Source organism: Methanobrevibacter sp., from assembly GCF_015062985.1.
Lineage (GTDB): Archaea > Methanobacteriota > Methanobacteria > Methanobacteriales > Methanobacteriaceae > Methanocatella.
Genome location: NZ_SUTI01000004.1, coordinates 97,324 through 111,126 on the forward strand (window position 1 = coordinate 97,324; position 13,803 = coordinate 111,126).

A 13,803-nucleotide genomic window follows, 5' to 3' on the forward strand; every position below is an offset into this window, starting at 1 on the left:
TAATTCGTTTCTATATATGTTGATAAATATATATAAAGTTATCAAATAAACTTGAAAAAAATTTAAAAAAAGAGAATAAATAAAAGAGGATAATACTCTTTTAATTATTTATTTACATTAAATGTGACGACTGAAGTGTAAGGCTTATACTTTTCATCGCCGCTGTAGGTAACATCCAAAGCATATTGATTTACCTGCAAATTAGGAATCACAATAACTGCGTTTCCATCTTCTACCACACCGACATAATCAGTTCCATTAATATTGATGGATACATTGCCTGTTGCATCATCTGATAAGGCAACATTGACTGTGACGTCATTACCCACTTTAACTGTACGTGCAGTTGCCTTCATTCTGACATTGTTCTTATTAACATTGAATGTTACAGGAGTTGATTTTGTCTTGTATTTGGCGTCTCCACTGTATTGAACGTCCAATGAATACTGACCTGCAGGCAAATCTGGGATTATGATGCTTGCAATACCATTGGAAATTACACCGTAATAAGTGACACCATCAATAACAATAGAAACATTGCCTGTAGCATCCTTGGATACCTCCACATTAACAGTGACATCATTGCCCACTTTAACTGTACGTGCGCTTGCCTTCAATGCTGAATTTTGCTTATTCACATTAAATGTGACTACACAAGTTGAAGATTTGTACTTGTCATCACCACCGTACAATACATCCAACGCATATTGATTTATCGGTAAATCCGGAAGTATGATGCTTGCTGTTCCATTGGATGCTACACCATAATAGGTGACACCATCAATTATAATAGAAACATTGCCTGTAGCATCCTTAGGCAATACTACGTTAACAGTGACATCATCACCCACTCTTACTGTACGAGCTGTTGCTTTTATAGTGGATTTGTACTTGTTTACATTGAATGTAACGACATTGTATTTGTTTTTATATTTTTCATCACCGCTGTAAACAACTTCCAGGCAGTATTGGTCTGCAGGCAAGTCCGGAAGGACAATCACCGCATTTCCGTTTTCAATGGTTCCTGAATATTCAACACCATCAACAAAGATTGAAACAAAACCTGACGCATCCTTGGACACAGCAACGTTAACGATAACATCATCTCCAACGTGTACAGTGCATGCAGTCGCTTTAATGGATATGTAATACTTGTTTACATTGAATGTAACCTGAGTAACATTGGCCAAGTATTTGTCATCACCGTTGTACACTAAATCCAATGTATATTTGTCTGCAGGCAGATTAGGAAGTGTGATGCTTGCAGTACCATTTGAAACAACACCTGAATACTCGACACCATCAATGACAATGAAAACATTTCCTGTTGCATCACTAGGTAAGTCAACCTTTACAACAGCATTCTGATTAACCCTAACTGTACCTGCAGTCGCTTTAATGTTGGATTTGTACTTGTTTACATTGAATGTAACAACATTATATTTGTGTTTGTATTTTTCATCACCGCTATAGACAACCTCAAAGGAGTACTCTCCTGCAGGCAAATTAGGAATGATTATTACCGCATTACCGTTATCGATAGCTCCTGAATATTCAACACCATCAACAAAGATTGAAACAAAACCTGACGCATCCTTGGACACAGCAACGTTTACAATAACATCGTCTCCAACATGTACAGTGCGTGCAGTTGCCTTAATGGATATGTAATACTTGTTTACATTGAATGTAACCTGGGTAACATTGGCCAAGTATTTGTAATCACCATTATAAATCACATCAAAAGTGTATGAACCTGCTTGAGAAATTACAGGAAGTTCGATTACTGCATTACCGTTTTCCAAAATACCATAATATTCAGTTCCATTAACTGTAATGGAAACGTTTCCGGTTGCATCATCATTTAATACAACATATACACTAGCATTCTTATCCACTCTGACTGTAGCTGCAGATGCGGAAATGTTGGTATTGTATTTGCTTACGTTAAATGAAACCTGAGCAATATTATCTAGATATTTGTCATCACCGCCATAAATCACATCAAAGACATATGAACCTGCCGGTAAACTCGGAAGATTGATTGTGGCAGTTCCGCCGACAACATCAGCATAGTATTCATGCCCCTCAATCACTATTAAAACATTTCCTGTGGCATCGCCATCCAAAACAACATTAACAACCGCATTCTCATCAACCTTGACGGAACGTGAGGAAGCTGAAATATTGGCCACATACTTGGTTACATTAAATGAAACTTGAGTCAAAGCATCCCAATAGTTATCATCACCGCTGTAGAGCACATCAAAGACATAAGAGCCGTCAGGCAAATATGGAAGGTAAATTGTTGCACTTCCTTCGACTACATCGGCGAAATATTCCTCTTCACCAATCATGATTGAAACTCTTCCGGTTGCATCATCATCTAAATCAACACTAACAGCAGGAGTCTCATCCACATAAATGTTATTGGCGGATGCTGATATATTCACATCTGTTTTACAATCGTCATAAGCGAAAACTGTTAAATTTGAAGAAGATTTATAACCTACTGCATTGAATGTTGCGAATATGGTGTTATTTCCATGAATTAAAGGATTGGTGAATCTGGCAATTCCATTATTTATATTGACAGAAAAGTCCTCACCATTAAAATTGAATGTGACATTTCCATTTTTGACCAAATTTCCGTATTGGTCGATGACTGTAGCCATAATCTCGGCAACATGTCCATTTCTAATGACATTAAGATTAGTTATAGTGTTGATTTCATTAAGAATTGTGAATGCCTTGATACATGCTACCTGTGAATAGTATGTATGGGTTGCAAAAGTTCCATCCTGATAAAACAGATCACGCCAGTTGGTTCCGTCTATACTAAAATAAGAAATTTCAGGTTTATAGATCATTTTATTAAGTGAATAGCTTTCAGAAATCGGAAGTGAACTGACACCTCCGTTGCTTACCTTAAACTCAACTTCAAATTTGTCGCCTGAATTGACAGGTATCAGCTGACCCAAATCAATTGTATAATATCCCGGATTGGAAGTGCCGCTGGTAACTGCTTGAATAACCCCATTTACATAAACGGAAGCTGTCCAATTAGTTATCTTTTCAAAGTATGTTGAAATTCCTGCTATATACTCATTATCGACTGCAGTGAATACATTCTTATACCAGATTGAAGGGGAACTTGCGTAGTAGTAATCTGTCATTCCTCCAATATCATATTGGTAGTTCCTATCGTATTTTATTGTATCATTAAGAATTATTGTATAGGCGATATCGTCAACACCAGGCTGTGCTAATTTCATATCATAATAGGAAACATAGAAATATCCATGATCATTCCAATACGGACCCCAGCTGTTCCTTACAAGCCAAGCCCCATCTCCATACTCTTTAGAAAGTCCATAGAAGTTGCTTCTTGAATAGTTGTCATCCCATCCGACAATAGTGACGGCATGATTGGAAGAAGTGGAAGACCAGCAATAGTATCCTTCTCCTCTGAAGTAATAGGAATCATAATACATTGATGTTCCAACAGCACCATATTTCAATATGGCCTTTTTAATCTCATCATTATCCGTGTAATTGTCACGTTTTAAAAATTTGATGTTCTGGACATGCATGACACTGTCGAATATAGGGGACAATGTGGACTTGTCGTCAAACGGATCGTCATTTTCAAGAACAGGACCCAGCCAGCTTGCAAGATATCCGTAAGGCATATTGTTAAATCCCCCTTCATTTGTATCAATTTTCCATCCGTAGTCAGAGTACATTGCAATTACATTTTTCATGTTTTCTTCAGACAGATCCAAGGATTGTCCTGATGCTTTCAAGATAGCTGATTCCAATACAGATATTGCAGCAAATGCCCAGCAGTTACCGGATGATTGCTGATCCTTTGGAATTGTTACAAGATTATAATCCCTCAAACTATAAGATGAAGGCAATACATCGATGTCAGATTCATTGTACCGGTACATTGAATAATTTCCGTTTGCAATATTCAGGTTTATGGAAGATGCTTCATAAGCTTCATTTTGGAAAACAGCAGAGTTGCCTGTATATGTATTCATATATCTGACAGACGCTCCACTTTTTAAGCTGTTGCAAATGGAATATATTCCTCCAGCAGCCAAAACAGCCTGATTGGAAATGAACTTATTATATCTTAAGAATAAGTTGGTTGAATTATCAATGAATAATGCTCCACCGTTATTTGCTGAGTTATTTACAAAATTACCATAAATGGATGTAAAATTGCCATACATATGATAGATTGCTCCGCCATCCCATCTTGCAGAACAATTTTCAGCAGATACATAGTTCAAGTTTACATCAGTTTTTAATGATGCAACTGCACCACCGAATGTTGCTGATGAGCCAGCAAAATCAACATGGTCCAATTTTAAGGTCGCCTGTCTTGTATAAATCGCTCCCCCTGCATCAGCAACGGAGCGTGAATTAAGGAATTTTGATCTTGAAATCTTTATGTTCGTACCATATTCACAAGCGATTGCACCACCAAAATTATAAGCATAATTGTTTATGAAAAGAGAGTCTGTGATGTCAAGACTGCCTCCTAGCATATAAATTGCACCACCATATACCGCATAATTGTCAATGAAAGTACAGTTGTTAATGTTTACTTTTGGAGTATATCCTGAAGTAGGACATGTTATGGATCCTCCAAAGGTATTGGCATAGCTGTCTGGATTTCTGCCATAACCGTTTTTAAAGATAACATTGGTGGCGTTCAGATTCATGTTATTCTTTATGGTTGCATCACAAATTGTCAGATTAGTCAGTGTTAATGAATTCTGAACTGTAAAAGCAACACCTGCAAATTTAATGATTGTGCTACTGGTGTTTTCACCTATTATATTTACCTGCGAAATGCTTTTTGAGGTATCTAAGAGATATTCACCATTTGCCAGGTATATATTTGAATTGGCAGTGATTCTGCTTGCCCTCAAATATTTATATGGCTTATCTATAGAACCATTACCGGTGTCATCGATAGCTGAAGCATTAAAATAACAGTCATTACTTCCTCTGAGCGTCTCTATATCATTAGATATTCCAACAGCATTGCTACTTTCATCATCAATAGATAACATTGTATCATTTTCATGAGCAAAACAAGAAGGAATCGCAATCAATAAAATTACACACATTGAAAGTAATAACAGTTTACTATCAAATTTCAACAAAATAATTTCCTCCCGATTATTATATTATGAATATATTTAAATTTAATAATATAAATAATCAAGCAAAATTTAAAAAAAATAGATGCTATTTGAAAATAGCATTAAAATATAAAGTCTAATTTTTTCTTATGGTTATATGAAATTTCAAAAGAGTTCAGCGCCAGTTTCTTTAGGACTTCCCGGTCTTCATCACTGATGCCGACAACTTCCTCCCATTCGCCTTCCAAACGGGAGATTTCCTCTAAAATTTCAATTCCCTTATCAGTTAAGAAACAGTCATATGGAAGGCCGTTTTCAGGTTCTTCATCAATTTCTATTAATCCTTTTTTAGCTAATTTCTTATAGCTTTTAAGATACAATTCCTCATGCAATTTGAACAAATCAGTTTTTTCAGCTTTTTCATACTGTCTTATTCTGATTTTCTTGTGATGAGGCTTTTGATGTTTTTTAACCTGCTTCAATAGTTTCAGTTGACTTTCATGCAAATGGATATCAAGATTATCACGAACATAGGTTAATTTGGATTCATCAATTATGCCAATGAAAGAGGATGCACCCATTTTTTCGATAGCCTTTATGTGCGGATGAGCCATTGTCACACCTCATTTCATCTGCCCGAATATTCCTCTCATGATTCCTTTTGTCACTTCACGGGCGGCAGTATTTACAGCCTGTGTAGCTGCCCTTTCAACCATCTTTTGCGGTTCAGACTTTTTGGCTCTTTTGCCTTTGGTTTGAGTCTGGCCTGCAATGACAGTTCCTAAAATGTCAGTTAAAATAGAACCTTGCTGTTGAGCAGGAGCTTCTTCAACTGGCTCTGGAGCTTCCTGTTTTTGAGTTTTGACTTCTTCAATGATTTGCTTGTCAACTTCAGGAACTTCACTTTCAATATTCGGATTTGAATCAATCTTATTCAATAACAATTCGTATGCTGATTCCCCATCAACAGCTTCCCAATACTTTGATTTGAACTCGGATATGTCAATTATCTGTTGGCGCAAGTCATCTTCAATAGCTCCTATATGACTTTGAGGAGGGACAATTTTAACCTGTTCAACAACATTAGGAGCTCCTTTTTCATCAAGAGTGGAAACTAATGCTTCACCGGTTCCCAAATTGGAAATGACTTCAGCAGTGTCGAAATTAGGGTTTGGTCTGAAAGTATCAGCTGCAACTTTTACTGCCTTCTGGTCTTTAGGAGTATATGCGCGAAGTGCATGTTGAATACGATTACCCAACTGCGCTAAAATATCATCTGGAATGTCTGCAGGAGATTGTGAAATGAAATATAATCCCACACCTTTTGACCTTATGAGCCTTACAATCTGTTCGATTTTTTTGCCGAATTCAGGTGAGATTTCATCAAACAGCAAATGAGCTTCATCAAAGAAAAATACGAACTTAGGCTTTTCCATGTCTCCCACTTCAGGCAAATTCTGATATAAACTGGACATCATCCAAAGCAGGAATGTTGAATATATTTCAGGTGACAATGACAATTTTTGTGAATCTAAAACATTGATAACACCTTTTCCGTTATCATCAACCTGCATGAAATCATTTAAATCCAAAGCAGGTTCTCCAAAGAACAGATTTCCTCCCTGGTCTTCAAATGCTATTAAGCTTCTCAAAATTGTGCTTGCTGACTTTGGAGCGATTGCACCGTATTGGCTTTCATATTGTTCTTTATTTTCAACGACATGATTAATCATTGCTTTTAAATCTTTCAAATCAATTATTAAAAGGGATTCATCATCAGCAACTCTGAATACTATGTTTAAAACACCGGCTTGGGCTTCAGATAAGTTTAAAATTTTGGAAAGTAAAACAGGACCCATTTCAGATAATGTTACTCTGACCGGAAGACCTTTTTCTCCGAACAGATCCCAAAATTCAACCGGATATTCATGGAACTTGAATCCTTTCTCTTCAAGGCCAAAAGCTTCAACATTCTTTGCGATGAAATCATTTGTTGAACCTGCCTTTACAAGCCCTGAAATGTCTCCTTTCATATCCGCTAAAAATACTGGAACTCCCAAATCTGAAAAAGATTCAGCCAAGACTTTTAAAGTGACTGTTTTACCAGTACCTGTTGCACCAGCGATTACACCATGCCTATTAGCCATTTTCGGTAATAAAAAAACGTTTTCGTTTTCATTACAACCTATCAATATTTTATCTTCTGCATACATTGCATTCACCCATTTTCTATTTTCTTAATTAAATAGTTAGTTTTTTTAACTATATTATTTTTATTAAATGATTTTGATATTCTTTTAATTGCATCCAGATTCTTGACAAAATTGTCCAGCCATGAGAATATGTCTCCAGGATAGACCTGAATCTGATATTTTCTAAAAAGCTTGTTTGAAATGTCCTGAGGATCCTTACCCTTAAGCCTTTCATGAATGATTACTTCAGATATTCCCCTCTGCATGCAACTGCAAAATGGCCTGTCCTGACATCTGCATTGCATGAAATCCGTTTGGAGGGCTATCAATGCATCCTGGAATTTTTTGTCAACCTTATCAATAGCTTCACCACTGGATATGATGTCCAAAGTAGATTCGGCAAACAGCCTTGTGGAAAACTTAATCTTTAATGCATTTGAAATCTGATTATGGATAACGCTTGACAGATATGCATTTTCAAACATTTCCAAATCCATCGCCATTGCCAATATCAATACTTTCAGCTTGTCATACTTGTCCTTTTTCTTATACATCGGAGATAGGCCAACATATCTCTTCAAATATTCAGAATCATTAAGAGTGTTTTTAATGAATTCAGCTTCATCAATTGATAGAAATGACACGGAAGTTGCCCTGCCGTATTTGGTAACTTCCAGTTTGTTGTTTGCTGAAATATTAATCATTCCCAAATCTTCCATTTCATTCGTTGCGATTTTAAGTGAAATCGGCACATCGATATCCCTATAGAATTCATTTAGCTCTTTTTGTGACCTGATTGATGTGGATGAAATGTCTGCAAGAATCTGTTCATATGCTGATTCCTCATCATATTCAATATAAACATCATCACTATTGCTTTCAAGCAAATCCAATGCCTTTGACTCTTCGGATTCACCTGCAAAATCATTTCCTATTTCAGGAAGCAAATAGACTATGCCCCTATCGTGATAGGATGGTCTTCCTGCACGGCCCAGCATTTGCGCGAATTCATTGGGATTAATCCATTTATTTCCCATTACAAGGGAGTCAAATATTACCTGTGAAGCTGGAAAATCAACTCCCGCAGCCAATGCCGCTGTTGTTACAACACAGGATATCCTTCCCTTGTCAAAGTCCTTTTCAATCTTTTCCTTCTTATAATAGGACAATCCGGCGTGATAAGCCTGGGCATTGACTCTTTTGTTTGAAAGATAATTGGCAATCTGATGGGTTTTGCGTCTTGAATTTGTAAATATGATGGTCTGTCCTCTAAAACCTTTTTTGGATTTTGTGTTGAACTCCTTTTGTACAAGCTTTCTCATAAGGTGGCGTTTTTGAGACTCATTTCTTGTATAAACTAGGTGCCTTTCTAAAGGAACCGGCCTTTGTGAGTACTGAACAAGCTTCATGTTGAACTCTTCAGCTAAAAATTCAGGGTTTTTGACGGTTGCTGAAAGTCCGATGATTTGGGTTTCAGGATATAAATTCTTTAAACGTTTTATCAAACCGTTCAGACGGGTTCCTCGATCCTCATCATCAATCATGTGAATTTCATCAATCAATACAACTCCCAAATTAGACAGGGATGATGAGTTTCCGTTTCTAAGCAGATAATCGATTCCTTCATATGTTGCAACTACTATATCTGCTTTGGATACATCTGAATCCGGAAGATTGAGCTCGCCTTTTGCCTTAACCCGGTTTCTTCCCACTTTAATGGATACCTTCAATCCCAGTTTTGAATATTTCTTTTTAAAATCCCTGTATTTCTGATTTGCCAGAGCTACCAATGGAGTTAAAAATATGAATTTCTTGCCTTTAAGGGCTTGCGTAATGCCTGCAAGCTCACCGACTAAAGTCTTACCCGAACCTGTTGCACTCACCACAAGCAGATCTTCACCCTTTAAAAGGCCTTCCTTAATGGCCAAATACTGCACAGGCAGGAGCTTGGTGTTTCCTGAATCCAAAAGGACCTGCTTAAAATCCTTTGGAATCTTAAGACGTTTCATATCCACCGGTGGTATGATGTGCTTTGATTTTTTTGTCTTGTCAAATAAGGTTAACTTAGTGTTCTTTAATGGGTCAAAATGAGGGTCTAAAACAGACAATGTCTTTTTCAAACTTCCTGTTTTTTCCAATGTGGATTTGAGATTCCTGAAAATCTTTTTATCAAATCCCTGAAGTTTGATTTCCTGTTTTATTGTATCATATGCACAATCCTTACATATCAGCTGATTGTTATGTTTATATGAATATGATGAATTGACTATTGTAATGTTTCCCTCATAGGCACAGAAATCACAAACCTGTGTCCTTCTGACTTTGATATTGAGCGATTTGAGAAATTTCTCCACCTTTTCATCAGGTGTTGCAAGAAATACCGCCTGACTTCTCAAAAGCTTAATTACCTCTCCAGGAGGCATTAGTTTTTCATTAAGAGTGGAGTTGTCATTGAAATTGTAATCGGCAACAAATCTGGAAATGGATAATGTATCACCGTCATTACTGAATTTAATATTTCCAACAAATTCAGGTTCCCTTTTATGGTTTAAAGCTCCTTTTGGAGAACCGATAGGATACAATCTCCACTGTTTTTTGATTTTCTTTAAAACTAGCATTGTATTTAAATATATTTTTAATTGTTAATAAGTTTTAAAAAATAGATTGATATCTATTCAATATAATCAAATCTAGTTTCTAAAATTATTATAATTGCAAAACCAACAATTGCAACAATCAGGCAAGGCAGCAGACCTGCAAAATTCAATCCGACAGAATTTGCAATCTCAACAGCTGGAACTTTGAGTGAACCAAGCATTACACCAATAAGGAATGCCATTGTTACTTCTTCATAGTTTTTAAGCAGGTAATTGAGGATTTTTGAAAATCCAAGTATTCCTATTACGGCACCAACAACAAAAACAATGATATCTGTCAATTGAAGCTGGTGAAGTGCATTAAGCATGTATTTGTACTGACCTAAAAGCAGAAGTAAAAATGATCCTGAGATTCCCGGCAATATCATTGCACAGATTGCTATCATACCTGAAATGAATATTACAAGCAATGAATGATTGGCCGCAATAGGATTCAGACTGACGAATATGAAAGTCAGAACGGCCCCCAATATCGCAAACAATATATTTTTCAAGTTAATTTGATTGAGTTTTTTAAATAGAATGACTGCAGAAGCTATAATCAGACCTAAGAAAAATGAATATGTCAGTGCGGTATGCACATCCATGCAGTATGTAACTACCTTCGCAAGGGTCAGGAATGCGACACCAATACCCAATATCAATGGAATGAAAAACTTAAAATCGATTTCCTCAAACAATTGAGTAAGGAATCCATTGAAATCCCCTTTAAACAATGGTTTTAAAAATCCAAAACGGATTTTACTGATTGCCTCGACCAGATGGCCATAAATTCCAGTAATTAATGCGATTGTTCCTCCTGAAACACCAGGAACAATATCAGCAGAACCCATCATGACTCCACGAATAAAAATTAGAATAGCTTCCTTAATATCAAAACTCAAAATATCACCTAAAATAATATTTGTTTTAATTAATTAAATAAGTTATTAAAAAAAAGAAAAAAGAGAATAAATCAAAAGATTTATTCTTGGAATGGTTGTGGAAGTTCGCAAACTCCACTGTCTTTTGCAAGATATGCATATGCGAATGCTGCACAGATTGCACCGAGAATTGGTCCAACTAAGTATATTGGGAAGAATGCCCAAAGGTTAGCTCCACCAAGCAAGGTGTCCATCAAGTATGGTCCGAATGTACGTGCAGGGTTGATTGAAGCACCTGTAAATGCTCCTAAAACCACGATTACTGCAGCAACAGTCATACCAATTGAAATACCTGCAAAACCAGGTTCCGCTTTTTTATCAACAGCAACACCCATTACAACCATCATTAAGAAGAATGTTCCTAAGAATTCAGCAAACATTGCCTGGAAGTAGCTTACTCCAAGACCAGGAGCTGTTGCACCGAGTCCACCGATTGTAACGGCAGGAGCGCCAAGACATAAGAAGAGACAAAGGCTTCCTAAACATGCACCGATTACCTGTGCAACTATATAATAGATACTGTCCACTAAAGCAATGTTTTTGGTGACAAGTAATCCTATAGTTACAGCAGGATTCAAGTGTGCACCTGATATCTTACCGAATACATAAATACATATCATTACAGTTAGACCAAATGCTAAAGCGATAGCAATCCAGTCACCAAGACCTCCTAAAGGTCCAATTCCGGTAGCGCCTGCAGCCTGTGTAATCAATAATGTTACGACAGCTGAACCTGTACCGAAAAATACTAGGAAAAATGTTCCTAAAAGTTCTGCAAAAAATTTTTTTCTTATGTTGCATGTCATATTAATTCACCTATACAGCTTCTCTCCATTGACAATACTCGTGTTTACCATCTACAAGTGAAGCAGCGGCACAGTTTTTACATCCTCTTACAGGGGATCCTGGTGCTTCTTTGTTAAGTGCTATAATATTAGTCATCATTGTTGCTGTAATTGGTTCTGAAGTTAAAAGACATGGGTAGTCAGCTAATCTCATTAATGAGGAGTATCTTACAGTAATTCCACATGCAGGATAAGTGTATCTTTGCGGGTTCATTACGATTTCACTATTTAATATAGGGCTTAAGTCAACTTCAAATCCAGTGATTTTTGGAACTATTTCTCCACCAGTACCAGCTCTGAATTTTCTAGCTCCGCTGATTGCATTATATCCTCTGTAAATCATGTCCATAAAGTCACAGTTGTGCAATTCGGCAGCTGCTCCTCTGGTTGGGTATTGTTGTACATAGTTGTGGAATCTTTTAGAGAATAAATCTACAATCATTGGTGCATTGAATCCATCTAATTCTAAAATAAATTCAGTTGCACATGCAGATGCACCAGTAGATAATTTTAACACATTGAATGGAGATTCATAATTATCTAAGTTATTTCTTAAAGTAGCTTCAATAACTTCAGCAGTTGCTTGAACAATAGCTAAAGTCATGTCATCTTTACACATATTATATGTGGATTGACCTATGTGGTGTCCGATATCACCAACACAGTATGCTGGTACGGTTACAATATTACCATAGTGCACACCATCATCCATTGCAGCTTTAACTACAGGAGTCATTGCTTTTTTATATTTGTTCATGTAGTCTCTTACATCGAATGAAGTGTGGTCAGCATCATCCATCAATTGGCCTTGTCCTTCAATAGGAGTTTTATAAATCATTTGCAATGCTGCAATTTCCTTTTCAGTGGCTTCAGCAGCAGTCGCACCGTCTTCTATAGCGTTAGCAAATGCATCACCAATACCATATGAGGTGTTCATACCCCATGATTTAGCGGATAAAATTGCTTGTTTGTGAAGTACTGGAATATCCATTTTTTGCAATATTTGATTTACAACATTACTTGTACTTCCAGGCATTAATGCAAAGTCAACAACACATGTTGGCCCATAAAATCCGCCGTATCTTCTAATGGATTCTTTAGCAATCAATGCTTCTGAATCAGCGATAGCTTGGATAAATTTATCCATACTGTCTGCGAATTCACCATCTTCTTCACATAAAATCTCTAAGATTGGAGGAGTTTGGAAATGTTCAATGAACGGGTCATCTTCACATTTTAAAGTGTCTGTAATGGAAGATAAAATCTCATAATGGTTTTTTACAGATTCCTTGTGTAAGTTAATTACTGATTCTGCTTGATTGTCTAATGCTTTCATGCCTGATACAGCATCTGCATAAGGTTTTGCATCAGTAATTTTAAAGTCATTGTACCTATTTTCTGATATAACAGCAACGTCTGCCTTTTGAGCAGCCATTGACTCGTCTATCATTTTTTCGTATAACTCTCTCATTTTTATCACCTAGGTAATAAGGGCATTAAGCATTTGCTTAACACCCTTAGATAATTATAAATTATCTACCATATTATTTAAATATGTTTAAATAATCTTTAAAAGTAAAAAAATTAATATTGAATGGTTATTTAAATTAAAAAAAGTTGATTAATAATAAAAAGTAAAGAAGTAAAGTAATCCATTTAGTTGAAAAAAAATTATTTAATTAAACTGCATCAGAACCTCTCTCACCTGTTCTAATTCTTATGACCTCTTCAACATCGGAAACGAATATCTTTCCATCACCAATCTCTCCGGTTCTTGCATTTTCAACAATAACATCAATAATGCGATCCAAATCTTCTTCATTTACAATCAATTCAATTCTTGTTTTAGGAATCAAATCAATGCAAAATTGAGAACCCCTATATGCATTTCTAATACGTGGAAATTTTCCTCTACCTTTCACACTGGAAACGTTCATTCCTTCACATCCCTCTTCCAAAAGAGCTTTTTTTACATTCTCAAACTTTTCATCACGTATTACTGCAATAATCCTTTTCATAATATC

At 36.3% G+C, this 13,803-nt stretch carries 8 protein-coding genes; all 8 read right to left on the bottom strand.

The genetic code is table 11. The features are described 5' to 3' along the window. Positions 1–104: 104 nt before the first annotated feature. Complete coding sequence (locus E7Z77_RS03065; protein WP_292750080.1) at positions 105–5,090, bottom strand: Ig-like domain repeat protein; 4,986 nt, start codon at positions 5,088–5,090, stop codon at positions 105–107. 194 nt (positions 5,091–5,284) lie between these two features. Further along, the gene (locus tag E7Z77_RS03070) at positions 5,285–5,776 is read right to left on the bottom strand and encodes a hypothetical protein (protein ID WP_292750083.1); all 492 of its coding nucleotides are present in this window, start codon (positions 5,774–5,776) and stop codon (positions 5,285–5,287) included. Between the two features lie 9 nt (positions 5,777–5,785). Beyond that, positions 5,786–7,375 (bottom strand): helicase HerA-like domain-containing protein, encoded by a 1,590-nt coding sequence (locus tag E7Z77_RS03075; protein WP_292750086.1) that lies wholly within the window; start codon positions 7,373–7,375, stop codon positions 5,786–5,788. 5 nt (positions 7,376–7,380) lie between these two features. Beyond that, positions 7,381–9,972 carry a DEAD/DEAH box helicase gene (locus tag E7Z77_RS03080; protein WP_292750088.1) on the bottom strand — a complete coding sequence of 864 codons (2,592 nt, stop codon included), beginning with the start codon at positions 9,970–9,972 and terminating at the stop codon, positions 7,381–7,383. Between the two features lie 53 nt (positions 9,973–10,025). Continuing rightward, on the bottom strand, positions 10,026–10,844 hold the full coding sequence (locus E7Z77_RS03085) for a DUF368 domain-containing protein (RefSeq protein WP_292750166.1): 819 nt from the start codon (positions 10,842–10,844) through the stop codon (positions 10,026–10,028). A gap of 131 nt (positions 10,845–10,975) precedes the next feature. Further along, positions 10,976–11,740, bottom strand: a complete 765-nt coding sequence (locus tag E7Z77_RS03090) for an MIP/aquaporin family protein (protein WP_292750091.1) — start codon at positions 11,738–11,740, stop codon at positions 10,976–10,978. A gap of 10 nt (positions 11,741–11,750) precedes the next feature. After that, positions 11,751–13,250, bottom strand: coding sequence for a DUF2193 domain-containing protein (locus E7Z77_RS03095; protein WP_292750092.1), 1,500 nt, complete (start codon positions 13,248–13,250; stop codon positions 11,751–11,753). A 208-nt stretch (positions 13,251–13,458) separates the two neighbouring features. After that, a complete protein-coding gene (locus tag E7Z77_RS03100; protein WP_292750095.1) occupies positions 13,459–13,797 on the bottom strand; it encodes a P-II family nitrogen regulator in 339 nt (112 codons plus the stop codon). Between the last annotated feature and the right edge of the window lie 6 nt (positions 13,798–13,803).